Below are 23,550 nucleotides of genomic sequence, written 5' to 3' on the forward strand. Positions count from 1 at the left end.
AATTCAGAAGTCATCTGCTTGCCAGTTAAGATTGCCGGCCCTTTACATTTACCGTCCACAATCCGGGTCACAGTTCACTACGGACGCGGGTCTTTCGTGTGCGGCTTGATTTTCTAAGGAATGGAGCGATTGCCTCTCCCTGTTCGCCCGGCTTCAGCCGACTACCCGCTGCTCCGCCATCCGTTCCAGCGCCAGCAGCTGCTCCCGCACCCGGACCGTCTCGCCGATCACGATCAGCGCCGGATTGCGGAGCTGTACGGAAGCGGCCAGCTTCTCCATGCCGCCGAGCGTGCCGACAAAGGTGCGCTCGGCCGAAGTCGTGCCGTTCTCGATCAGTGCGACCGGCGTGGATGCGCTCTTCCCGTGGGCCAGCAGCTCCCGGCGGATCTCGCCGATCTGCGCCGTGCCCATGTAGATGACAAGCGTATCTACTCCGTGGGCCAGGCAGTCCCAACGGGGCTTGGAGGACGACTCCTCCGCCCGGGTCCCCGTTACGACGGCGAACGAACCGGACAACCCCCGGTGGGTCAGCGGCACACCGGCCGAAGCCGCCGCGCCGATGGACGACGTAATGCCGGGAATCACCTCATACGGAATGCCCTGCTGCGCCGCCGCGATCGCTTCCTCGCCGCCTCTGCCGAAGACGTAAGGATCGCCGCCTTTCAGGCGGACGACCCGGCTTCCGGCCAAGGCATGCTCCAGCATGACCCGCTGAATGTTCTCCTGGGTCATCGCGTGCCGTCCGGGAGCCTTGCCGCAGTAGATGCGCAGCGCTCCTTCACGGGCGTAATCCAACAGTTCGCCGCTGACCAGCCGGTCGTACAGAATGACATCGGCCGCCTCAATCCGGCGAAGCGCCTTGAGCGTAATCAGTTCGGGATCTCCGGGGCCGGCGCCGACGATGGCAATCGCCCCGCCTCTCATGCTTCCGTACCGGTCTTGGCGGGAGCCATTCCAGCAGGCGCTGCCGCTCTTGCTGCCGTCCGGGAGGCTTCATAAGCCTTCCGTCCGTCGCGCAGACGCTGCTGCGAGAAGTAGAACAGCAGGCCTGTCAGCAGCACGCCGCCGACGAAGTTGCCGAGCAGCACCGGAATGCCGTTCCAGATCCACCAGTCGCCGAAGCTGACGTTCGCGCCCAGCATCATGCCGGCCGGGATGACGAAGAAGTTGACGACGGTGTGCTCGAAGCCCTGGGCGAAGAAGGTCAGGATCGGAAGCCACATGGCCATGATTTTGCCGGCGGTGGACTTGGAGGTCATCGACAGCAGCACGCCCAGCGTAACCATCCAGTTGCACAGGATTGCCTTGATGAACGCCAGCGTCCAGCCGTCCCCGCCCATGGCCTTGTAGGCGGTCGTCTTGGCTTCGGCAGCCGAGATGACGGTCTGAATGAGCGGATTCGACATGTCGTTGCCCATCTTCGAGATCGTCAGGCTGTACAGCGCCGCGTAGGCGGCGCAGCCGATCAGATGGCCGACAATTACCCAGAAGAAATTGCCCAGCATCTTGGCCGTCGTCGTCCGGCGCTCGAGCGCCGCCATCGGAATCAGAGCAAAATTCCCGGTAACGAGATCCTGCCCGAGCAGCACGATCATGACGAAGCCGACCGGGAACAGCAGGGCGCCGACCAGCGGAATCCCGGTCTGCCCGGCCGCCGTATAAGCGAGCGTCGTGGCGCAGGCCAGGATAAGGCCGGCAACCAGTCCCCGGATCAACTGCCGGCTCCATGACATTTCAGCCTTCGTCTGGCCGGCTTCCAGCATGGAAGCCAGCACCTCACCCGGTTTTACATAATCCATCACGAACTCCTCCTATACCCAGATAAAGACTTCTCCGTCCTCGACGGTCGTTGCATAAGTGGGCACGCTGCCCTCGTCCGGCTCCTGCACCCGGCCGTCAATCAGGGATACCCGGCAGTCGCGGACCGGGCAGAATACATACTCTCCCGATACAGTGCCTTCCGCCAGCGGCCCCAGCTTGTTGGGGCCCTTGTTGCCGACGGCCTTAATGGTTCCGTCGGAGAGACGGAATACCGCGATCTCTTCATCCTTGATCCGGAAAGAGCGGCCAATGCGGGGCAGCAGCTGCTCCGCCCGAACGACACGAATCTTCTCCTGCACTGCGCTTGCTTGTTCCAGTCCCATCGCTTACACCCTTTCTACTGTGTACAGTTCGTTGCGAACCGCTTCACTGCGGACGACTTCATTCCAAGGATTGCGGCGTTTGCCTTCCGTCGAACGGTCCAGCTCTTCCAGCAGCGTTTTGCGCTGCTCGGGGTCCAGCAGAACCGATTTCACCTGCTCGAAGCCCAGGCGTTCCAGCCACGGAGCCGTCCGCTCGGCGTAAATGCCGGTCTTGCGGTAGTATTGCAGCATGGCGCCGCAGATATCAATTACTTCCTGCTCCGTCTCCACCGTCGTCAGCAGCTTGCCTTCCTTGACTTCCGTACCGCCGTTGCCGCCGATATAGATCTGGAAGCCGTTCTCGACGCCGATGACGCCGAAATCCTTCACGCCCGTCTCCACGCAGCTCCGCGGGCAGGCCGATACGCCCATCTTGAACTTGTGCGGCGTGTCGATGTATTCATAACGCTCTTCCAGCTTGATGCCGAGCCCCATCGAGTCCTGGGTGCCGAAGCGGCAGAAGTTCGCGCCGACGCAGGTCTTGACCGAACGGACCGCCTTGGCGTATGCCGATGCGGAATCCATGTCGAGTTCTTCCCACATTTCCGGCAGATCCTCTTTCTTCACGCCGTAGAGGCCGATGCGCTGGCTGCCCGTGATCTTGACGAGCGGCACATCGTATTTCGCCGCAACTTCCGCAATTTTCTTAAGCTGCTCCGGAGTTGTCTTGCCGCCGCGCATTCTCGGAATGACCGAGAACGTGCCGTCGTTCTGAATGTTGCCGTGCATCCGTTCGTTGACGAAGCGGGATTCCTTCTCGTCCAGATGGTCATCCGGGAAGGCGACGTTCAGATAGAAGTTGATCGCCGGGCGGCACTTCGAGCAGCCTTCCGGATTGCGGAACTGGAGCTTCTCATACACTTCGCGCGTAGTCATCAGGCCCATTTCATGAATCTTCAGAACGATCTCATCCCGGCTCAAATCCGTGCAGCCGCAGATGCCGTTCTTCGCTACCACCTTATCCTTGCCGATCACGGCTGTAAGCAGCTCGTCGATCATGCCCTTGCACTTGCCGCAGGAGCCGCCGGCCTTGGTCGCCTTGGTTACTTCGGCTACCGAAGTCAGCCCTTTGGTCTGGATGGCGTTCACGATGGTTCCCTTGGTGACCCCGTTGCAGCCACAGACCGTCTCTTCATCCGCCCAGTCCACAACGCTGTCCGCAGATGCCCCGCCGCCGCAGCAGCCGCCGGCCGAGAGAAGCGAGACGGAAGTGAGTCCCGAGATATCCTGCTTCTGGGTCAGCATCTTGAGGTAGCGGTTCTCTTCGCTGGTATCTCCGTAGAGAACAATGCCCACAACCTGGTTATCCTTGACAAAAATCTTCTTGTAGCTTCCGGCCAATCCGTCCAGCGCTTCAATCGCCTGCACGTCCTCTTCCTCGCGGATGATGCCCGCCGAGAACAGGTCACAGCCCGATACCTTCAGCGACGTGTACGTCGTGCTGCCCTGGTAAGGCGCTCCCTTGCCCATCGTCAGCGCGTCCGCAAGCACACGCCCTTGCTCGAACAGCGGGGCGACGAGGCCATAGACCCGGCTGCGGTGCTGCGCGCATTCGCCGACGGCGTAGACGCTCGGAGCACTCGTAGCGAGATAGTCGTCAACGACAATGCCGCGTTCTACTTCCAGACCCGCCTTGCGCGCCAGCGCCGTCTCCGGCCGGATGCCGGCCGCCATGACGACGAGATCGGCTTTGAGCGTGGTGCCGTCGCTGAATTCCAGTCCCGTTACGCGGGTGTCGCCGGTAATGCGGACGGTCTTCTTCTGCATCAGGAACTTCAGGCCCTGCTTCTCCAGATCGCGCTTGAGCAGGTTGCCGGCCGGTTCGTTGAGCTGTACTTCCATCAGCCATTTCTCCAGGTGAATAACGGTAACGTCCATACCCTGATCGACCAGCCCCTTGGCCGCTTCCAGACCGAGCAGACCGCCGCCGATCACCGCGGCCTTCTTGTACTGCTTCGCCATCTCCAGCATCGCCACCGTATCGTCGATGGTGCGGAAGCCGAGGACGCCCGGCAGATTCGATCCTTCAATCGGCAGAATGAACGAACGCGAGCCTGTCGCCAGAATGCACAGATCATAAGGAACGGTGCGGCCGCTTGCCGTCACAACGGTCTTGTCCGCGGTATTCATATCGACCGCCGGATCATGGTGGATCAGTTCGATTCCATGCTCTTCATACCATTCGCGGGGATGCGTGATAATCTCCTCGACCGTCATTTTGTTCTGGAGCACATTGGAGAGCATAATCCGGTTGTAGTTCGTGTAAGCTTCTTCACCAATCACTGTCACTTTATATTTCGCGGGATCTCGATCGAGGATCTCTTCCAGGGTTCTAACCCCTGCCATACCGTTTCCGACGAGTACCAGACGTTCTTTTTCCACTTGGTTCCCCTCCTGCTTGTTAGCTAACATATCATGTAAGGTTGTGAACTTTTTCACTTTCTTCTCTTGTTTTCAAGGTACCACTTTCCGGCAGCCGATCCTATTAGGGAAACTTCTATTTGTCGGGGCAAAAAACCCTTAAGGGTCCCTATCCCCCTCTAAGCGGACGCCAAAAAGCGCCTGTTCCGCACAACAGGCGCTTGGTTCGAGCGGTTGAAGTCCTTCATCCGCCGCACAATATCCATAAATTTGTTGCAGAATGTACAAATCCGTTCTCCGTCAGCGGTCCAATAGCTTCTTCTTGAGCGCATACTCGACGAGCTCCGGACGGCTTTTGAGATTCAGCTTGCCCATGATCTTGGCTTTGTGGGCCTCTACCGTCTTGACGGAAATGAACAGCTTCTCGGCGATCTCCTTGTTGCCGTAGCCCTTGGCAATCAGCGGCAGAACCTCCAGCTCCCGCACCGACAGCTGCTCGAACGTATCATCCCCGGCGCTTCCGGAAGTCTCGGTCCGGCTGAACAGCTCGCGCACCAGTGAATTGGCCATCTTCGGATGGATGTAGGTGCCGCCTTCGTAGATGGTCCGGATCGCGAGCAGCAACTCCTCGTCGGGCGCACTCTTGAGCACATAGCCGGACGCTCCGTTCTTGAGCACATGGAACAGGTATTCCTCATCATCGTGCATGGTGAGTATCAGAATCCGGGTCTCGGGAAAATCGGCCTTGATCTTCCCTGTCGCCACCAGCCCGCTCTCGCCGGGCGGCATGCTGACATCCATTACCAGGATGTCGGGGCGCAGCTTCGCCACAGCCGCATAGGCTTCGGCTCCGTCCGCCGCCGTCCCGATCACTTCCATATCGGGCTGAAAGTTCAGAATCATTGTAAATCCGCTCCGCACAATGGCGTGGTCATCCGCGATTACAATCTTCATAGGCAATCTCCGGCGGCCGGAACTTCGGCTGTAATCGTCGTTCCGCGCCCCTGGCGCGAATCCAGGGTGAAGCTGCCGCCGACCAGCTCCGTCCGCTCGCGCATGCCGTACAGGCCAAGCCCCGTCCCCGACGGCTCCGCGCCGGGCGTCATGCCCGCCCCGTCATCGGAGACCGTGAGCCGAAGGCGTCCTTCGTTCTCGGTCAGCGTGACGCGCACCTCGTCGACCTGCGCATACTTCATCGCATTCAGCACCGCCTCTTGGCAGACGCGGTAGATCACGGTCTCGATCTCGCTCGGGTACCGGCGGCAAGGCAGCTCGGAGACGAATTCGACGCCGAAGCCGTAATTCTCTTCCAGGCGCTTGAAGTGCGAGCGGAAGGCCGCCTCCAGGCCGAAGTCATCCAGCGTTGCGGGGCGAAGCTCCACCGACAAGTTCCGGATATCTCCGAGCAGACGGGTCAGGACGGCCTCCGTCTGCTGCATTTTGCCGATCAGACTCTGGTCCTGGGTCATATATTTCAGCACACGCAGATCGACCATCGCGCTCATCAGTTCCTGGGCGACGCTGTCGTGCAGCTCCCGGGAAATCCGGCGGCGCTCGTTCTCCTGGGCCTCCAGCACATGCTTGATCATTTTGTTCCGGTAATACGTCTCCTGCGCCTGATACTGCCGGGTCTGGTTGCGCAGCATGAAGGCCCGGATGCCCCGTTCAGGATCTATCAGCTGAAAGGAAGCCGTATACGGCTCGGGACCTTTTCCCCCGGTCTCCAGAAACACCTGGAAAGAACTGAAGTTCGACGTATCCGGCGCGTTCAGGTAGCAATCGGCGCAGGTGCGCAGCTCGGTCTCGCTTGTATAGCCCCGGCAAGCTTCACAGATGGCCCGCTCCTGAAGCCGGTGAAGCTCCTGCGTTACCGCAGGTCCCATGATTTCCTCCGCGGCCCGGTTCATCGCCACAATTCCGCCCGAGCCGTCAACCAGTATGATCGCTTCCCGGCTGTTCGCGAACAGCAGGCCCGTCAGCCGGTTCAGCGTATCCGCATCCACCTTGGCCGTCAATTGGACATCCATTCCTTTCCGTTGAAGTCTCCGATACCTTTCTTGGCCCATTTCAGCATTTCCTCCAGATGGCTCTCGGTGACCCGCTCAGGTTCGCGGAAGCCGCCCAGCAGGACGCCCGCCACGCGGGCGTCGTTCCACAGCGGAACAGCCGCCAGGCTCTTGAGCTTCTCCAGATTGATGATGGGATAGTGGAACAGGTTCTCGTCGCTGATCGCCTCCTGCACGGACGGCAGCCACATCGGCTTGCCCGTCTTGAAGACGATGCCCGCCACTCCCTTGCCGGTCTGCAGTACGATTCGCCGATAGCGTTCATTGAGATTGCCGGCGGCATATCTCCATTTAATGACGAACTGCTCCTCGGCGGGCTCCGGAAGCGCAATCGCCATGAAATCATATCCGAGCGCGCCCCGCAGATGCTCAAGCTCGCGCTGTAAATCCGCCTCTTTATCCATTTCCAAAGTCTCCCTGTCCATTAACGTTCTTGTCTTCAAGGATATAACGTACGGGAAATCATTTCAATGAACGAAGACCTCCAGATGTATTTCCCTCTATACAAATATACCCCCTGTCCGCCTGATGAGCCGTTGCCGGCTCGGCTTCCAAGGGGTATCCTTATCGCTTTCGGTTCCACCGAATACTCCGTTTATCCGGTTACTCCGGCCGCTCCGGGACAATTGTCACCCCGACCGCTTCCTCCGCAGCCGCTCCGGCCTTTAGGCCGCTGTCCATCCGCCAGCCCGGAGAGAGAACCTCCTCCAGCCGCTGCGCCTGGGCGGCGGTCAGCCGGGCCCGGACCGCTTCCTTGCCTTCTTCAAGCTCCAGTTCCGGCTCCCGGCCGAGCGCGACCTGAATCCAGCTGCGGATGCCCCGGATCGTGTTGTACTTGATGCGGTAGCCCGAGACGACCGCCCGGCGGTACGCCTCCGGATTCTCGGCTTCCAGCTCCGTCAGCCGCCGGTAGTCGAACTCGAACTCGCTGTCGTCTGCGGGAAGATTTCCTTCGCGCACCCGCGCAATCAGCTCTTCGCTGCTCCAGCCCCGGCTGCGCAACGACTCCAGCAGCAGCGCGTCCCACTGCGACAGCTTGACCGGGCCCTCCGTCCCGGCAGCCGCTCCGCTTCTTCCGTTCCCGATGCTCTCCGTCATTCTCTTCTCCTCCTTCGCGGCAGGCCGCCGCCGATTCTCTTGCCTTATTGGCGGTAGTCCGCCACCCAATGGCCCGGCGCAACCTCGCGAAGCTCGCCGCCCTCCCCCGCCTCGAACCACAGCGCGCGGCGGTCGAACAGCACCCGCTCGCCGCTGCCGGTCGGATCGGGCTCCAGCATGGACGACAGCAGCGCCCGCGTATACGGATGCTGCGGATTGTCGTACAGCTCATCGCTGTCCGCCACCTCGACCAGCCGGCCCGCATACATGACGCCGATCCGGTCCGAAATATGCCGGACCATCGACAGATCATGCGCGATGAACAGGTAGGTCAGGCCAAGCTCTTGCTGGAGATCCTCCAGCATGTTGACGACCTGGGCCTGCACGGATACGTCGAGCGCCGAGATCGGCTCGTCGCAGACGACGAACTCCGGCCGCACCGACAGGGCGCGGGCAATCGAGATGCGCTGCCGCTGGCCGCCGCTGAATTCATGCGGATACCGGTACAGATGCTCGCTCTTGAGGCCGACCTTCTCCAGCAGCGCCACCACTTCCTCCCGGCTCTTGCCGGGCCGGTACAGGCCGTGAATCTTCATCGGCTCCGCGATCAGCTCCAGCACATTCAGCCCGGGGTTCAGCGACGAATACGGATCCTGAAAAATCGACTGAATCCGCCGCCGGAACGGCTTCAGCGCCTTCTCTCCCAGCCCGCCGATGGGCTGGCCGCCGAACCGCACCTCGCCTGCGGTGTAATCGTACAGCCGCAGCAGGCAGCGGCCGACCGTTGACTTGCCGCTCCCCGACTCTCCGACCAGCCCGAACGTCTCGCCGCGCCGGATCTGGAAGCTGACGCCGTCGACGGCCTTCAGCACGCTCTCCCGGCGGCCGAAGAGTCCGCGTTCGGCAACAAAATGCTTCTTCAACCCGCTGACGTCCACCAGCACTTCTTTATTCCCGGTTGCCATCGGCCGCACGCTCCTTATCTGTCGTAGCTGCCGTCCCGCTCTTCGCTTGGACACCGGCGGCCATCTCCTCGGCCAGCCAGCAGGCGGAGCGGTGTCCCTCGCCCAGCTCAAAGGCCGGCGGCCGCTCCACGCAGCGCGCGAACGCATGCGGGCAGCGGTCCCGGAACGGGCAGCCCGGCGGCGGGTTCAGCAGCTCGGGCGGCGAGCCTTCGATCGGCGTCAGCCGCTCCCGTCCTTCCGCTCCCCGTTTGGGCAGCGAACGCAGCAGTCCGAGCGTATACGGATGCTGCGGGCGGCGGAAGATATCCTCTACGCTGCCTTCTTCCATAATCAGTCCGCCGTACATCACGATCACGCGCGTGCACACCTGTGCCACCACACCGAGATCATGAGTAATGAGCGCAACGGCGGTCCGGGAATTCTCCCGGAGATCCTTGAACAGCTCCAGAATCTGCGCCTGAATCGTCACATCGAGCGCCGTCGTCGGTTCATCGGCAATCAGCAGCTCGGGCGAGCAGGATAGGGCCATCGCAATCACGACCCGCTGGCGCATGCCGCCGCTGAATTCGTGCGGATACTGGCGCAGCCGTTCGCGCGGGTTCGTAATGCCGACATCGGCCAGCAGCCGGACCGCCTCCTCGGCCGCCTCCGCCTTCGACAAGCCGCGGTGGCGCCGGATCACTTCCGTGATCTGGTCCCCGATCCGGCGAAGCGGATTGAGCGAAGTCATCGGGTCCTGAAAAATCATGGCGATCCGGTTCCCCCGAATCCGCCGCCATTCCCTCTCCGGCAGCTCCAGCAGATTGCGGCCGCGGTACTTTACCGTGCCGGAGGCAATCCGGCCGGGAGGCTGGATCAGCGCCATGATCGACTTGGCGGTCACGCTTTTGCCGCTGCCGGATTCGCCGACGATGCCGAGAGTCTCGCCTTCTTCCATATGAAAGCTGACTCCCCGCACCGCCTCGTTCTCTCCATCCCGCGTCCGGAAGGAGACCTTCAGATCGTCTACGGACAGCAAAGGCTCAGTCATCTTGCGTCTCCTCCTTATCGCTTCAGCAGCTTCGGCTCGAAGCCGACCCGCAGAATATCGCCCAGCACATTGAAGCAGAGCACCGTCAACAGAATCAGCAGCCCCGGGAACACCGCCAGATACGGCGCCTGGGCCATCGAGCCCTGCGCGCTGTTGAGCATGCTGCCCCAGGTCGCATTCGGCGGCTGGATGCCGAAGCCCAGGAAGCTGAGCGACGACTCCATCAGAATCGCCGAGGCGATGCTGTTGGTCGCGCCGACAATGATCGTCGGGATCAGTCCGGGAAGAATATGCTTCACTATGATGCCCGGCGTGTTCTGGCCGGAGGCCTTGGCGTAGAGCGCATATTCGCGCTCCTTCAGCGTCATCGTCTCGGCGCGGACGACCCGGGCGATGTTCATCCACATCAGAAAAGCAATAATCAGAATCAGGCTGATTACGTTCGGCTTCAGAAAGACGCTGAGCAGCAGCAGAATCAGGAACGACGGGATAGACAGAATAATATCCAGCATCCGCATCAGCACCGAATCCACCCAGCCTCCGAAATAGCCGCTGATCACCCCGACCGTCACACCGATCAGCGAGGCGACCAGCATGGCGGAGAAGCCGACGAGCAGCGAGATTCGTCCGCCGTACAGCGCCCGGGCAAGATAATCGCGCCCGTATTCATCCGTTCCGAACCAATGGTCCGCTCCCGGCGGCTGCAGCCGGTCCATCACATTCATTTGATTGGGGTCATACGGCGAGAGAAAGGCCAGCAGCGCGCCCAGCACCAGCACGCCGAGCAGCGCAAGGGCCGCAATGCCCCAGCGGCTCTCCCGCAGCTCCCGTCCGATATTTGTCCAGATTCTTCGGTTCATACAGGGGTCACCTCGATCCTTTAATGCGCGGGTCCACGATGGTATAGAGAATATCCGCAGCCAGGTTGCCCAGAATCAGGAGCAGCGAGGACAGCAGGGTAATTCCCATAATCAGCGGGTAATCCATGCCCTTCACCGCCGTCATTCCGAGCGAGCCGATGCCCGGCCAGGAGAAGACCGTCTCGGTGACGATTGCGCCGGCGACCAGATCCCCCATCGACATGCCGAGCAGCGTAATGATCGGCAGCATCACATGCTTCAATACATGCCGGAACAGCACGATGCGCCGGGCGGAGCCGAACGCATACTGAAGCTGCACATAGTCTTCCCGAAGCTGCCCGATGGTGCTGGAGCGGATGTAGCGGACATAGACCGCGAAGAAACCGAAAGCCAGCGTCAGGCAGGGCAGCAGACCGTGCTTCAGCACATCCGCCGCCGAGCTGACGCCGATTGTCCGCATGCCCATGCTGGGCAGCCAGTGCAGATGGATGGCGAACAGATAGATCATCAGAATCGCCAGCCAAAAGACGGGAATGGAGATTCCCACATAGGCGACCGCATTGACCGCCCGGTCCAGCCAGCGCCCCCGGTTCGCACCTGCAAGCAGGCCGAACGGAAGGGCAAGCAGCACGCCGATCCCGATGGCGCTCCCCATCAGGCCCGCCGTAGCCGGCAGCCGGTCCAGAATCTGATCCAGCACCGGCTGATGGTTAACCAGCGAATAGCCGAAGTTGCCCTGGACGACTTCCTTCAGCCAATTGAAATATTGAATATAGGCAGGTTGATCGAGACCCAGATTGTGCCGGATGCGCTCAATATCCTCGGCATGCATGTTCGGCGTCACAAACGACAGCACCGGGTCACCCGGTCCGAGCTTGATCATCGCAAAACATACCACCGAGACAAAGAACAGCATCGGCACGGTCTGCAGCAGTCTTCCCACGATTCTTCGTCCCATGTCTAGATTCCGTCCCCTCCGGGCCCATACGGCCAAAAAAATAAACCGGGCTCACCGGCTGAGCCGGGAACCCGCTTATTCTTGGACGCGTAGGGATACGCGTTATTTCTGATAGATTTTCGACAGATCCTCGAAGATGACAACCGGCTTCAGCACGGCTTCGTCGATGCCGCCGAACTGCTTCGATACCGCTACGATCGTCTTCGTGTAGGCAATCGGATAGATCGGCGCGTCTTCGGCAATCTGCACCTGGGCTTTCTTGTAGATCTCGCCGCGCTTGGCCGGGTCTACTTCGCCTGCACCCTGCTCGAACAGCTGATCGACTGCCGGGTTGTTGTAGTGCGAGTAGTTCGAGCTTCCGCCTGAAGCGAACAGAATGCGGTACGGGTCCGGATCGTATCCCATAATATACCCGGTCAGCACGAGTTCGTAATCAGCGGCCTTCAGATCGTTGAACTTCTGGACGAAGGCGCTGGAATCCATGCTCTGGAGTTCCACCTCGATGCCTACAGCCTTCAGCTTCTGCTGCACATACAGAGAGACGGCTTCCTGCACCTTGTTGCCGCTCTGTACGATGAAGCGGAGCTTCAGATTCTTCACGCCCGCGGCGTCCAGCATTTCCTTGGCCTTGGCGGTATCATTGTCGAAGGTCGGAACGTCATTGGTGAAGAACAGCGCGTCCGGCGTCAGGAACGACTTGGCCGGATCGGCGTAATCGCCGGAAGTATAAGCAGTCTGAATGATCTCGTCGCGGCTCAGCGCGTAAGAGAGGGCCTGGCGGACTTCCTTCTTGCCGAGTACGCCGGTGTCGCTGTTCTCGTTGAACATCAGGTAGGACAGGCGTCCTTCGCTGTACGGCAGAATGTCGAAGTTGCCGGTCGCTTCAATCGTCGAGATATCCTGCGGGTCGAGATACTTCACATTGATCTCGCCGTTCTGCAGCGCCAGATTGGCTGCGTTCGTATCCTTGGCGATCCGGTACGTGACGGAATCCAGATGCGGCTTGCCGCCGAAGTAGTTGTCAAAACGCTCCAGCGTCAGGTACTCGCCGGTCTTGTATTCCTTGAATTTGAACGGGCCGGAGCCGACCGGAGCCGCGTTCTTGCTGCTCTTCTCAATATCCGTCTCGTTCTCGAAGATATGCTTCGGAATCGGGGAGACCTGCACCAGGGCGGCTTCGAACGCCGGGCTGGCCTGCGGCAGCTTGAACTCCACGGTCAGATCGTCCACCTTAACGGCTTCGACCGGCTTGCCGCCGACGACGAAGCTCTCGCGCAGGAAGCTGTTCTGCTTCTCGTCGAGAATTTTCTCGATTGTGAAGACGACGTCGTCGGCCGTCAGCTTCTCGCCGTCATGCCAGGTCAGTCCGTCTCTGAGCTTCAGGGTATACGTCAGATTATCTGCGGAAGGCGTCAGGCTCTCCGCCAGATAGAACGTCTTCTTGCCGTTATTGACTTGGAACAGCGGCGCGAACAGCGCCTGGTCAATCGTCAGGCTGACGCGGTCCCCGGCATAGTTGGGATTGAGGATAACCGGGTCGGCCGCTACGCCGATAATCAGGCTGCCGCCGTCTTTGGGTGTGCCTTCGCCGGACGGAGCCGCCGAGGAGGCCGGAGCCTGGCTGGAGGAAGCGTCGCCCTTCGAAGACGAAGCGTTGTTGTTGCCGTTCGAGCAGGCTGTAACCAGCAGCACCAACAGCAGCATGCCGATAAAGCCGATACGATAGTTCTTCAAATGATTTCGCCCCTTCTGTCTATAGTCCTGATCTAAAGTCCTGATCTAATATTCTTAATTATATATAAGATTACTTGGTATTTCAACACTTTCGACAAAACGACCGTCTTTCACCTGTCGAAAGACGGCAAAAGACGGTCCTATAGTCCCACGGCTGCTCCGACTGAAGGATAGGCAAGCCCTGCCCGAAGCAGGGGACTTGCCTACCCTTCCTTCGGCGGCTGGTAGGAGCTCTTCAGTCTGACAATCAGGTTGAACACCGGCTCGCCAGGCTTGGAGTAGCGGCTGTCTACATTAAAGTAGCCGTGGCGGAAGAATTGGAACTTGTCCTGCGGCGCGCTGTCCTTGAGTCCCGGCTCGACGAAGCCGTGCAGAATCTCCAGCGAATTCGGATTCAGCTTGTCGAGGAACGTCTTCTCCGGCTTGTCTTCCCCTTCCGCTTCCGCCGCTTCGCCCTCTGGCTCTTCGTCCAAAATCAGCGGCTCGTACAGGCGGAACTCGGCAGGGGCGGCGTGGGAGGCTTCTACCCAATGCAGCGTGCCTTTCACCTTCCGGGTGCTCGTCTTCGTGTCCGGATCATAGGTGCAGCGCAGCTCCACCACTTCGCCGTTCTCATCCTTGATAACCTCGTTGCAGGTAATGAAGTACGCATACTTCAGCCGCACCTCGTTGCCCGGGAACAGGCGGAAGAATTTCTTCGGCGGGTTCTCCATGAAGTCGTCCCGTTCAATATAGATCTCCCGGGAGAATGGAATCTTCCGCACGCCCATCTCTTCATTCTCGATATTGTTCTCGGCTTCCAGCCACTCGGTCTGGCCCTCCGGGTAGTTGGTGATGACCACCTTCAGCGGCCGGAGAACGGCCATCGTGCGCGGCGCCTTCAGCTTTAGATCCTCGCGGATAAAATGCTCCAGCATCCCGAGGTCCACAAGCCCCTGGCTCTTGGAAATCCCGGTCTCGTAGACGAAGCTGCGGATCGCCTCCGGCGTATAGCCCCGGCGGCGCAGACCCGAGATCGTCGGCATCCGCGGGTCGTCCCAGCCGTCCACATGCCCTTCGTCCACCAGCAGCTTCAGCTTGCGCTTGCTGGTGACGGTCTGGGCCAAGTTCAGACGGCCGAATTCATATTGGCGCGGCTCGGCCTCCATCTCGCATTCCGCCACCACCCAGTCATAGAACGGCCGCTGGTCCTCGAACTCCAGCGAACAGAGGGAGTGGGTCACATGCTCGATCGCATCCTCCAGCGGATGGGCGAAGGCATACATCGGGTAGATGCACCAGGCGTCGCCGGTATTATGATGATGGGCATGGGCAATCCGGTAGATCACCGGGTCGCGCAGATTGATGTTCGGCGAAGCCATGTCGATCTTGGCGCGCAGCACCTTCTCCCCGTCGCCGAATTCTCCGGCCCGCATACGGCGGAACAGGTCAAGATTCTCTTCTACGCTGCGGTTCCGGTACGGGCTATCCTTGCCCGGCTCGGTCAGCGTGCCGCGCAGGGCGCGGATCTCGTCCGGAGTCGAATCATCGACGTAGGCTTTGCCCTTCTGAATCAACAATTCCGCCCGTTGGTACATCTCCTCAAAATAGTCCGAAGCGAACCGCAGATTCTTCCACTCGTAGCCCAGCCATTTCACGTCTTCCTGGATGGACTGCACGTATTCCGTATCTTCCTTGAGCGGATTCGTATCGTCAAAGCGCAGATTGGTCTCGCCGCCGAACTCGTCGGCCAGGGTGAAGTTAATCCAGATCGCCTTGGCATGGCCGATATGAAGATAGCCGTTGGGCTCCGGCGGAAAACGGGTGACGACGCCGTTCACTTTTCCCGACTTCAAGTCCTCGGAAATAATCGTTTTGATGAAATTGGAGGGGGTCGTACGGTTCTCCACTGCAATCAACCTTTCACTCGGTAATGTATCTTTTTAATATACCCGTTAAGACCCGATTGTTCAATAAAACGCCGCGGGACGCTGCGGAATCCGGCTTTCCGGCTGCCGCCCCTTCTGCGCTTCCCCTTTGACGAATCCGCCGCCTTGCGTTAGCATACGGTGAAGACAATGATTTCTATTCATCATCACGGGAGCGGAGGATTTCTTCTATGAAAGCAATGAAATTGCCGAAAGAACGGCGCGAAGCCCTCGTATCGGAATTCCAGGCCTATTTCGAGCTGGAACGCGGGGAGGCCATCGGCGAGCTGGCCGCAAGCAATCTGCTGGACTTCTGCCTGGAGCATCTTGGCCCGGTCGTCTACAACCAGGCGCTGGCCGACTGCCGTCTGCTGGCCGCCCAGCGGATGCAGGGGTTAGAGGAAGACATTTACGCGCTGGAGTGGAGAGCTCGGCGCAAATAAGGAGAGTGGCGCATGTTTCAGTACAACATTGACGACGAGCTGGTGCTGAAGCCGCTGGCCCCCGAGCATGTCCGTCCCATGTTTCTTCAGGTGGAGCGCTCCCGGGCCCGGCTTCGCCGGTGGCTGCCCTGGGTCGATGATGTGACCGAGCAGAGCCATCTGGCCTCTTTTATCAGCAAGTCGGTGAAGCAGGCGGCGGACAACGGCGCTTTTACGGCCGGACTGTGGGTACGGGAGGAGTTCGCCGGCGTCATCGGCTTCCATGGGGTCGACTGGCATAACCGCTCGGTCGGCATCGGCTACTGGCTCGGAGAAGGCTATGAGGGCCGGGGCTATATGACCGCCGCCTGCCGGGTGTTCGTGGATTACGCCTTGCTGGAGATGGAGCTGAACCGGGTCGAGATCCGGTGCGCCACCGGGAACCGGAGCAGCCGGGCAATCCCGGAACGGCTCGGGTTTGTGCTGGAAGGTGTGATCCGGGAAGCGGAGAAGCTGCCGGACGGCTATGTTCACCATGCCGTCTACGGGCTGCTGCGCAGCGAATGGAAGCTGCTCGGCTAACCGCAAGAGCAGCAGCAAGAGCCGCCGGGCTGGCCCGGGCGGCTATTCGCGGTTGAGGATACGCCGGGAGAAGGCACCGCGGAATTCGGACGGCGTGAGTCCGGCGTTTTTTTTGAACGCCTTCATGAAATGATGGGCGTCGCTGTAATGCAGCCAGGCCGCAATCTCGCCGATGCTCGCGTTGGTGTCGGTCAGCAGATGCTTCGCGGCTTCCATCCGCTGCTGGATAATGTATCGCTTGAGCGGCACGCCGGCCAGCCCGGCGAACAGCTCCGACAAATATTTGCTGTTGTACCCGAAGTGGCGGGCCACCTCGGATACGCGGATATTCTCCGTCCGGCGGTAGCTGATATAATCCTGAATATCATAGAAGAGCTGCTCCTGCCGCGGCCGCGGCCGGGCCCCGCCCGGCTCGCTTCGCGTCTGGTTGTACAGCTCGCACAGAATCGCCGACGCCATATAATTGTTGAGATGCTTCTCATTATAAGAACGGATCGAGTCCTGAAGCTGCTTCATCATGACCGTGAGCTTGTCGGGGCTGACCAGCAGCTTCCTCTCGGGGATGACGATGCGTTCCCCGGAATCGCCCGCCTGTTCCCCCTCCAGAAAATGAAGCCAGTAGAAGGCGCACTTGGAGGTCCGCCAGCCATACTGCTCCGTCTTCGGCGGCAGCAGCAGATACTCCCCTCTCTCGACCGTATGCCGTTCCCCGTCCGCCCCGATATAAAGCGTTCCTTCCGTCACCACAATCAGCTCGTAGTCGGTCATCACCCGGCTAAGATGCATCCAGTCCTCCGAAGAAGCTTCGAACTTGCCTGTCATCACGAGCCGGACGGGACCATGTACCGGGATCGCATATCCTTTCATCACGCACCGCCATTCCAACGGTTGTCCACCTTAAGTGGACGAACCTTCCTGTCCTTCAAATTAGCACAGAGGCGGGGGAAAGTCCAAGGCTTCGGGGGAGCGGGGGCAGCCGGGCGGGCGCGGGTTGCCAAGGGCAGCGCGGGAGCCGGGCTGGGTATAGCCCGGGCGGCTGACGCAGGCGAGACAGGCGATACGGCCAGGTAGCCGCGCGGGAGCCGGGCGGCGCGGACAGCCGGGCGGGCGGCAATGCGGGCAACCAAGGCGAGGCGGGCGACACTGCTGGGCGGCGCGGAGATAGCGGAACGAGGCCAAGGTATAGCCGAACGGTCCGCTTGCCGGACCCAGGAGCCCTTATTGGCCGCAAATCCCCGAATTATTTTAGCAAAACGGACCCAGGGGCCCTTATTACATAGTTCCATCCCGTAGAAAGCGCTTCCAGATAAGAATAAGGTCTCTGGTGTCCGATAGATCGGACAAATCCAGTGAAATCTCTATAATAGAGTCATCTGAGTCCGCCCCATCGCCGCGATGATTGAAGTCTAGTATCCGTTATGTTGTTCCCCGCCATCATTACCGTTTACTACTCTCTGTGCCTCTGTCGTACCTCTGCCTATGTAGAGATGTCGATATTCCAATGAATAAAATAAGTCTCTCTTCCCTTGTTCCTTTATTTTCCAAATAGTAGAATGAATCCATTCATATAAATACATATTTGGAAGAAGGATGCAAATGCGTACTCAGCTGTTATACTCGCGTCTCCTGCTGTCTGCCCTCATGCTCGGCGGGCTGCTCTCCGGCTGCTCAGATGAAGAAGATTCTGCACCAGCCGTTACCTCCGGGGCCCAAGCCCAGGCGGAGGCTCATCCGGTTCACTGGTCCTATGAAGGAGATACTTCACCGCAGCATTGGGGCGAGCTTGAAGAAGACTTCAAGACCTGTGAACTGGGCAAAGAGCAATCGCCTATCAACATCAAGCCCAGCGAAGCTACAATAAACAAGAAGCTCCATCCCGTTGAGGTGAAGTACTCGCCTTCGGAGGTCTCCCTGGTTAACAACGGCCACACGGTTCAAGTAAGCGTGAAGGGAACCGGCAACACCCTGACTCTGGAGGGGAAGACTTACACGTTGAAGCAGTTCCACTTCCATCTGCCCAGTGAGCATGAAGTGGATGGGAAACATGCGGAGATGGAGCTGCACTTCGTTCATCAGAGTGAAGACGGGAAGCTGGCCGTTCTTGGCGTTCTGATTAACGGGGGGGCCGAGAACAAGGAACTGAACAAGCTTTGGTCCCATCTTCCCCAGGAAGAGAGCAAGGACCCCACCGTGATCGACGGAACATTTGATCTAAAAGCGCTGCTGCCGGCAGACCTTCACTCCTACCGCTATCACGGTTCCCTGACCACACCTCCATGCAGCGAAGGCGTCCAATGGACCGTCCTGCAGCAGCCCATCACCTGGTCCGAAGAACAGATCGGCGCTTTTCGCCATCTATTTCCCCATGACAACCGTCCGGTACAGCCGCTGGAGAGCCGAACCCTGGAGAAGGAGGGCTAATTCCGTTGGCTTGCCTGTAAAAAGATAGGGAGCAAACTCTCCAACCTCTACACCGGAAGCAGCAGAAGGGTTGGAGAGAACACCCGGAACTTTGTGACAAACATTTTCGGAAACTTTTACAGGTAATAGTTAGGTTCTCTGGACTAACCCTTGATTGAAAAATCAGGTATGCAGAAGGGCCCGTTGCAGAATACCAGGCAGGCCAAAACTCTACCTTGCTCGTTCACGTTCTCTGCGAGATTGATAAAAGGCAATCCCCCACACGACAACTAATAAGGGTATAAAAACATACCCGGGCAGACTCACACGGTCTCCGGTAATTAGAGAAACAATCAGCATGACCACAAAAATCCCAACTGTATATAACATTCCCCAACCAAAAGTTCTCATGTTACCCCATCCCTTCGTTTTAATTGATCCCTACTCAGTTGATAACTTTGAAAATAGAGCGAAAGATCTTTCACCCCCCACCCTCTGTACCCTACGAGTTAAGATAAAAATCCGGTATTCCAAAGACTAGGACGTACGCGCCCATTAGGATCAAGACAACACCAATTATTCGCCCTACGGTTAACGGAAATTTCTCACTGTATGTTTTCTTTTCAACTCCAGTAAACTTTTTAAAGATGAACGTGATCTCCCTTTTTCTCAAAAACCAAACGCCGTTGGCGATAAAAAAGGCGCCAACTATTAACCGCAAAATGACAAAGATATAAATCACCCCTTTACGGTAGGTGGATCACCACCAGTCAATTTAGAGCGCATAAGATCCTTCCCTGGTTATAATCCACATCTCTTTTTCCATAAAAGCAACCATATTGGAATACAAAATGACCTTTTCCTTATTAAAAGATTTATACTGGGTTGCTTGCCAACACACCAATACCAGGTTCCCGATTACCAAGAGATAAATCGAAGTAGCTATTTTAAAATGATTTTACTTGTGCATACATGCCGATTAATTCTCCTTTCGCTGTCATGCTGGTCATTTTATCAAGCCCCCTCCGACTTGTCCGGTTAGCAAAAAACCTTGAGAGGCACGAAGCCAATCAAGGTTATATAAAATTGTTCGGAAGATATAAAAGAGATGTATAAGTTAAACAATCATGTAATATCAATAGGGAATTCACCAGCATACTTCCACAGTTTATATATTGTGAATTCCCCTGCTTCGAACCTACTTGCCTCGTCCTTAATAATAAGTTCATTTCTCCTTTCAATAAAATTAGTTAACTCTTCCTCAGAATTAATCAATCCATACGCATTTAAATCAATATCTCGTAATTCAGGTATCCTTTTTGTATATAAATCACTAAATACACACGAATAAAAACTTCCTCCCGAATAAGCGTAATCAAAACCAATAAAAATTAAGTTGCCATTTGCCCGACTCTCTATATCCATGTGAAAAGTTGGTATCATTTTGTTTGTTTTACAAAGTAAAACCAAAGGCTGAAGATTGGCTTGTAAATATGCATTTACATACCTATTCGCAAAATTAATATCGGAACTCGCTTCTACAATATCATCACCAGACCATGAAATATTAATATTTTTAGAACAAAAATTATTAAGAAACTTTCCCTCATTAGGATCTATTCCTTCTGTATCTTCATCAATGTTCCAACAGTCACCCTCCACGCCCAAATACTTTTCATGTATTTTATCAATAGTCCTAATTAGTAATCCATTTGAATATAGCTCGATTTTACTCAAAGCATACCCTCCTAAGGTTTGTATGGTACATGTTCATTCTAAATATGGGTATGATCTTGATAATTTCCACCAGGGAAGTGTTTTCCGCTTCCTGAATAAGCTTGATGATGTTGAGGAACACCATATTCGTTAGCCCATTCATCAAGAACTTTCGCTTCTTGCTCGGAGATTGGGTTTCCTTTTTTTGCTTCTTTAACAGATTCTTTAGCTAAATCATGTAAAGCCTGTTGATCTCCTGTTCTTCGTAGAGGATTATTACCCGTCCCCTCAGCCGCCTTAGCAGCGCTGCTTGCAATATCTGCGCCATCATCCACCTTGCTGAGCGCCTTCCCTGCCCGGACTGCCGAGCTTGCACTGGGCACAAATGGCACCAATGCCGAGGCCGCATCCAGGGCAACGTATCCTGCATTTCCCCAGCTTGGGTCTTTTGCGAATTTATAGGTGTCGTAGATTAAAGAACCAACGTCCAGAAGCGTGTCCAAAATATGCCCGCTCGGGTCCACATAAATCAGCGGGTTATAGATAAAACGTATGCTGGGCAGGAGTGCCGAGATGGTCGGTGCCGTCTGTCAGGTTGCCGTTGTAGTGGTAGCCGTACGTCTCCGTTCCAGCATTCCGCGACCGAAAGTTTTCATGCCATATCCTCCTTTATATTAGTTTACTGTAAATTAAACCAATAAAATAAAAACAAGAAGAATTAATCTCAATAAAATACTTAACGTACCTGCAATGCGAAATAATAATTACAGGAGATCCATCATTGTATTCTCTACAAGCCCATTTTCCTGTGGTATTTTTCTTGATATACACAGTTTTTTTCAAAAATACTACTCTTCGTATACCGTGATAAATCTACTCCCCTTATCATCAAAAATATGAACGTTGATTCTTCTCCCAGGATACCGATGAACAAAACTCATCGACCAAAACAATTGAAGAACTTCACTTAGCCATCGAGTCTGTCCGATTAAATCTTCATTTGGATTGATGTTAATATGGAAAAAGTCTTTCACTTCATACAAATTCATCATTTTTTCAACACTGCGCTTGTCGTTGTTACATTCACTCTTCCAACCTTTAAATACTTCCAAGTTGAATTTGTCTTTCAATAAAAAATATCCCTCTGTTTCAATAATTTCAGGATAATAAAATCTAGCGAATGCCAAAGCAGTCTGGAGATCAGATTTCACATTAAGATAATTCCACCAGGTAAAGTGGGTAGGATTAGCGGCTTTCCATTCTACAAATTCTCGAATTGAATCTTCCGGAAATAATTCCATGCTCCAATCCACCTCACCACTTTCTTCACATTCACCAATCCTCCATCGGTGTAGCGAAACTGCGCTTGTTGATGGCACCAGTTCTCCTCCGTCACTTTCGGATTACCCCAAATGTCGTAGTCATAGGTACTCAACAAGGTTTGCTCCATAAGGTCTGGCCCTGTCTCTACAAGCTCACAACGTTGCCCCTATCCAATTCTGCTAATGATATTTTGGTACGCTGCCCTACTGTTGATTACCCTCAATTCTGGAAAATAAATACGCTGAAACCCTAGGAGATTATTATGGTATCTGACCATAATCCATTTGTTCGTATAACTTCCCCTTCAAAAAGAAACCTTGAAAGGCACGAAGCCAATCAAGGTAGAAGAATAATTACAAAGTAATTGTAAGAATCAAATTATCGGCTACTTCTTTCAAGTTCCATTTAGAAAGTACAAAAAGTCCTGCATAAAACTGGTCAATATGAACGCTCTTGTTAACAATTGTGTCCTCCTCAATATTTTCTGATGCACATGAGATGAAGATTAACTTCAAAGATTTAATGTTCGTCTTACTACAAAATTCACTGATTTCTGTTTTAAGATTGATAAGTTCAATTGGCGGACTTTTTTCTTCCTTCCAATCCTCAAATACACCTATAAATTCTTGGTCGAATAGCTCAATTACCTTTTCCTGAAGGAAAGGATTCAAATAGGTTAGCTTCTTCTTAGTTATTTCTTCTTTTAGTAACACTTTCATTCCTAATCTTTCAAATCGAGCTAAATCGTTTTTATACACTTCCTCATCACAGCTAAAAGTTAGAAACTGGGAGCAATCAAAAATCGCATACGACATGCATACACCTCTCATTAATCAAGGTCTGTACTTCCCATTATTAAGATAGTCATATAACTGACTTACATCATTCCGCGTAGGAGAGGTTACTCCGCCGTTTTTGGTCTTACTTCCTACAGAGCCTCTTACGTTTCCAGATGGGTCAACATTGCTTTGTGGCTGATGAACATGTGGTGCTAAATCCGCATGTGAGTCGCTTCCAAATCTCTTGAATTGTCCTCTTGGAGTTCCCACGCTATTGAATCCTGGTGAATTTATAAATAACTTAGTTTCTTTATCATATTCCGTCTTATAAGAAAATAGGGCCTTGAGGGAGGGAGTTGTTCTCCAGGTTCGTTCAATATTACAATAAAATTAATTACTATATACTAACATAAAATCCTTATTATAATAATTTATTAAAAGATTTTTTCAATAAGACGAGATGTTACTTTGGGTCCATAATCTTGAGGAAAAATACACAGAGTAATAATCAAGGAAATAAATACTGTTATTACCCATAAAAAAGTTTTTGTTGCAAAACTCTTCTTGAGTGAGAAATGGTTGGCTACTAGAAACATACTTATATTAATTAGATATATGATTGGAATAGCAATAATTATTCCTAAGCCCGTTTTAGGATAAAAATAATACAATATAAATAAAAGTATAGTACTTGGTAAAATTGAAAGAAAAACTCTCATTAAAGAACCGACTGTCCTCATATAACACCTCTTTTTATATATTTAATATTATTCCCATTTAGGCAGCCCACCATGGCTCTCTAAACAAGCTCTTGCAAACTCACGACCTTTGATAGTCATTTCGTACTGGTGTAGCTATAGTAACTAGAGTGCCGACTTTTACATTAAGACTAGCCAGGTACGGTGCTGAACCAATACACGTACACCTACGACAACAATGGCAACATTACACAGCGGGGCAGCAACGGCAAGAACGAGACGTTTTCATACTCCCTTCGTGTAAATGAACAAAATTTATCAAATCAGATAAATCTCCGTTTTTTATAAGATTAAATGGATTCATTATTCTCACCCTTTTAGAAGGTTAAAATGGATTGTCAACAGTAAATCAGACAACTTGTTTAAGGGCTTCTTGGCGATACTGAACAGGCGTTCTATAGCCTAAAG

Annotated in this window: 22 protein-coding genes; 3 read left to right on the forward strand and 19 right to left on the reverse strand. The window is 55.2% G+C overall.

The features are described from left to right. Positions 1-153: 153 nt before the first annotated feature. The 14 genes from cobA to RBI05_RS18725 form a co-directional block, all read right to left on the reverse strand. On the reverse strand, positions 154-924 hold the full coding sequence (cobA, locus tag RBI05_RS18660; RefSeq protein ID WP_310552136.1) for a uroporphyrinogen-III C-methyltransferase: 771 nt from the start codon (positions 922-924) through the stop codon (positions 154-156). After that, on the reverse strand, positions 921-1,799 hold the full coding sequence (locus RBI05_RS18665; RefSeq protein ID WP_310552137.1) for a formate/nitrite transporter family protein: 879 nt from the start codon (positions 1,797-1,799) through the stop codon (positions 921-923). Before RBI05_RS18665 ends, cobA begins: the two co-directional genes overlap by 4 nt. Positions 1,800-1,811: 12 nt before the next feature. Further along, positions 1,812-2,144: a nitrite reductase (NAD(P)H) small subunit gene (locus tag RBI05_RS18670; RefSeq protein ID WP_310552138.1), complete on the reverse strand. Its 333-nt coding sequence runs from the start codon at positions 2,142-2,144 to the stop codon at positions 1,812-1,814. A 3-nt stretch (positions 2,145-2,147) separates the two neighbouring features. Next, positions 2,148-4,565 (reverse strand): nitrite reductase large subunit NirB, encoded by a 2,418-nt coding sequence (gene nirB, locus RBI05_RS18675; RefSeq protein ID WP_310552139.1) that lies wholly within the window; start codon positions 4,563-4,565, stop codon positions 2,148-2,150. Between the two features lie 279 nt (positions 4,566-4,844). Continuing rightward, complete coding sequence (locus RBI05_RS18680; protein ID WP_150459380.1) at positions 4,845-5,498, reverse strand: response regulator; 654 nt, start codon at positions 5,496-5,498, stop codon at positions 4,845-4,847. Then, complete coding sequence (locus tag RBI05_RS18685) at positions 5,495-6,559, reverse strand: sensor histidine kinase (RefSeq protein ID WP_408638349.1); 1,065 nt, start codon at positions 6,557-6,559, stop codon at positions 5,495-5,497. The genes RBI05_RS18680 and RBI05_RS18685 overlap by 4 nt, the downstream gene beginning before the upstream one ends. Continuing rightward, positions 6,556-7,014 (reverse strand): GAF domain-containing protein, encoded by a 459-nt coding sequence (locus RBI05_RS18690; protein ID WP_150459378.1) that lies wholly within the window; start codon positions 7,012-7,014, stop codon positions 6,556-6,558. Before RBI05_RS18690 ends, RBI05_RS18685 begins: the two co-directional genes overlap by 4 nt. A 199-nt stretch (positions 7,015-7,213) precedes the next feature. After that, positions 7,214-7,708: a hypothetical protein gene (locus RBI05_RS18695; protein WP_310552141.1), complete on the reverse strand. Its 495-nt coding sequence runs from the start codon at positions 7,706-7,708 to the stop codon at positions 7,214-7,216. A gap of 44 nt (positions 7,709-7,752) precedes the next feature. Continuing rightward, a complete protein-coding gene (locus RBI05_RS18700; RefSeq protein WP_310552142.1) occupies positions 7,753-8,673 on the reverse strand; it encodes an ABC transporter ATP-binding protein in 921 nt (306 codons plus the stop codon). Continuing rightward, a complete protein-coding gene (locus tag RBI05_RS18705) occupies positions 8,657-9,703 on the reverse strand; it encodes an ABC transporter ATP-binding protein (protein WP_150459376.1) in 1,047 nt (348 codons plus the stop codon). Before RBI05_RS18705 ends, RBI05_RS18700 begins: the two co-directional genes overlap by 17 nt. Positions 9,704-9,717: 14 nt before the next feature. Then, positions 9,718-10,563, reverse strand: a complete 846-nt coding sequence (locus tag RBI05_RS18710) for an ABC transporter permease (protein WP_150459375.1) — start codon at positions 10,561-10,563, stop codon at positions 9,718-9,720. 7 nt (positions 10,564-10,570) lie between these two features. After that, the gene (locus RBI05_RS18715) at positions 10,571-11,521 is read right to left on the reverse strand and encodes an ABC transporter permease (RefSeq protein ID WP_150459374.1); all 951 of its coding nucleotides are present in this window, start codon (positions 11,519-11,521) and stop codon (positions 10,571-10,573) included. 102 nt (positions 11,522-11,623) lie between these two features. After that, positions 11,624-13,225, reverse strand: coding sequence for an ABC transporter substrate-binding protein (locus RBI05_RS18720; RefSeq protein WP_310552150.1), 1,602 nt, complete (start codon positions 13,223-13,225; stop codon positions 11,624-11,626). Between the two features lie 233 nt (positions 13,226-13,458). Next, on the reverse strand, positions 13,459-15,153 hold the full coding sequence (locus tag RBI05_RS18725; protein ID WP_310552143.1) for a glutamine--tRNA ligase/YqeY domain fusion protein: 1,695 nt from the start codon (positions 15,151-15,153) through the stop codon (positions 13,459-13,461). 200 nt (positions 15,154-15,353) lie between these two features. Between RBI05_RS18725 and RBI05_RS18730 the strand changes: the two genes are divergently transcribed. Both RBI05_RS18730 and RBI05_RS18735 read left to right on the forward strand, forming a co-directional pair. Beyond that, positions 15,354-15,605 (forward strand): DUF2164 domain-containing protein, encoded by a 252-nt coding sequence (locus RBI05_RS18730; RefSeq protein ID WP_150459372.1) that lies wholly within the window; start codon positions 15,354-15,356, stop codon positions 15,603-15,605. A 12-nt stretch (positions 15,606-15,617) separates the two neighbouring features. After that, positions 15,618-16,166: a GNAT family N-acetyltransferase gene (locus RBI05_RS18735; RefSeq protein ID WP_150459371.1), complete on the forward strand. Its 549-nt coding sequence runs from the start codon at positions 15,618-15,620 to the stop codon at positions 16,164-16,166. A gap of 42 nt (positions 16,167-16,208) precedes the next feature. On the opposite strand, the gene RBI05_RS18740 is transcribed toward RBI05_RS18735, so the two are convergent. Then, complete coding sequence (locus RBI05_RS18740) at positions 16,209-17,051, reverse strand: AraC family transcriptional regulator (protein ID WP_310552144.1); 843 nt, start codon at positions 17,049-17,051, stop codon at positions 16,209-16,211. A 711-nt stretch (positions 17,052-17,762) separates the two neighbouring features. Between RBI05_RS18740 and RBI05_RS18745 the strand changes: the two genes are divergently transcribed. Continuing rightward, positions 17,763-18,587 (forward strand): carbonic anhydrase, encoded by an 825-nt coding sequence (locus RBI05_RS18745; protein ID WP_310552145.1) that lies wholly within the window; start codon positions 17,763-17,765, stop codon positions 18,585-18,587. 1,104 nt (positions 18,588-19,691) lie between these two features. On the opposite strand, the gene RBI05_RS18750 is transcribed toward RBI05_RS18745, so the two are convergent. The 4 genes from RBI05_RS18750 to RBI05_RS18765 form a co-directional block, all read right to left on the reverse strand. Beyond that, a complete protein-coding gene (locus RBI05_RS18750; protein WP_310552146.1) occupies positions 19,692-20,303 on the reverse strand; it encodes a hypothetical protein in 612 nt (203 codons plus the stop codon). 38 nt (positions 20,304-20,341) lie between these two features. Next, positions 20,342-20,785 carry a hypothetical protein gene (locus RBI05_RS18755; protein WP_310552147.1) on the reverse strand — a complete coding sequence of 148 codons (444 nt, stop codon included), beginning with the start codon at positions 20,783-20,785 and terminating at the stop codon, positions 20,342-20,344. 345 nt (positions 20,786-21,130) lie between these two features. Then, on the reverse strand, positions 21,131-21,661 hold the full coding sequence (locus RBI05_RS18760) for a hypothetical protein (RefSeq protein WP_310552148.1): 531 nt from the start codon (positions 21,659-21,661) through the stop codon (positions 21,131-21,133). Positions 21,662-21,958: 297 nt separating this feature from the next. Further along, entirely contained in the window at positions 21,959-22,420 is a 462-nt protein-coding gene (locus RBI05_RS18765) for a hypothetical protein (RefSeq protein ID WP_310552149.1), read from the reverse strand. Between the last annotated feature and the right edge of the window lie 1,130 nt (positions 22,421-23,550).

Source organism: Paenibacillus glufosinatiresistens, assembly GCF_031470375.1.
GTDB lineage: Bacteria > Bacillota > Bacilli > Paenibacillales > Paenibacillaceae > Paenibacillus_AQ > Paenibacillus_AQ glufosinatiresistens.

Excerpts from the sequence above, each read along its gene's own strand:
- cobA (WP_310552136.1), bottom strand. The coding sequence starts at position 924 with ATGAGAGGCGGGGCGATTGCCATCGTCGGCGCCGGCCCCGGAGATCCC.
- RBI05_RS18665 (WP_310552137.1), bottom strand. The coding sequence starts at position 1,799 with ATGGATTATGTAAAACCGGGTGAGGTGCTGGCTTCCATGCTGGAAGCC.
- RBI05_RS18670 (WP_310552138.1), bottom strand. The coding sequence starts at position 2,144 with ATGGGACTGGAACAAGCAAGCGCAGTGCAGGAGAAGATTCGTGTCGTT.
- RBI05_RS18680 (WP_150459380.1), bottom strand. The coding sequence starts at position 5,498 with ATGAAGATTGTAATCGCGGATGACCACGCCATTGTGCGGAGCGGATTT.
- RBI05_RS18690 (WP_150459378.1), bottom strand. The coding sequence starts at position 7,014 with ATGGATAAAGAGGCGGATTTACAGCGCGAGCTTGAGCATCTGCGGGGC.
- RBI05_RS18695 (WP_310552141.1), bottom strand. The coding sequence starts at position 7,708 with ATGACGGAGAGCATCGGGAACGGAAGAAGCGGAGCGGCTGCCGGGACG.
- RBI05_RS18700 (WP_310552142.1), bottom strand. The coding sequence starts at position 8,673 with ATGGCAACCGGGAATAAAGAAGTGCTGGTGGACGTCAGCGGGTTGAAG.
- RBI05_RS18705 (WP_150459376.1), bottom strand. The coding sequence starts at position 9,703 with ATGACTGAGCCTTTGCTGTCCGTAGACGATCTGAAGGTCTCCTTCCGG.
- RBI05_RS18710 (WP_150459375.1), bottom strand. The coding sequence starts at position 10,563 with ATGAACCGAAGAATCTGGACAAATATCGGACGGGAGCTGCGGGAGAGC.
- RBI05_RS18715 (WP_150459374.1), bottom strand. The coding sequence starts at position 11,521 with ATGGGACGAAGAATCGTGGGAAGACTGCTGCAGACCGTGCCGATGCTG.
- RBI05_RS18720 (WP_310552150.1), bottom strand. The coding sequence starts at position 13,225 with ATGCTGCTGTTGGTGCTGCTGGTTACAGCCTGCTCGAACGGCAACAAC.
- RBI05_RS18730 (WP_150459372.1), top strand. The coding sequence starts at position 15,354 with ATGAAAGCAATGAAATTGCCGAAAGAACGGCGCGAAGCCCTCGTATCG.
- RBI05_RS18735 (WP_150459371.1), top strand. The coding sequence starts at position 15,618 with ATGTTTCAGTACAACATTGACGACGAGCTGGTGCTGAAGCCGCTGGCC.
- RBI05_RS18745 (WP_310552145.1), top strand. The coding sequence starts at position 17,763 with ATGCGTACTCAGCTGTTATACTCGCGTCTCCTGCTGTCTGCCCTCATG.
- RBI05_RS18765 (WP_310552149.1), bottom strand. The coding sequence starts at position 22,420 with ATGTCGTATGCGATTTTTGATTGCTCCCAGTTTCTAACTTTTAGCTGT.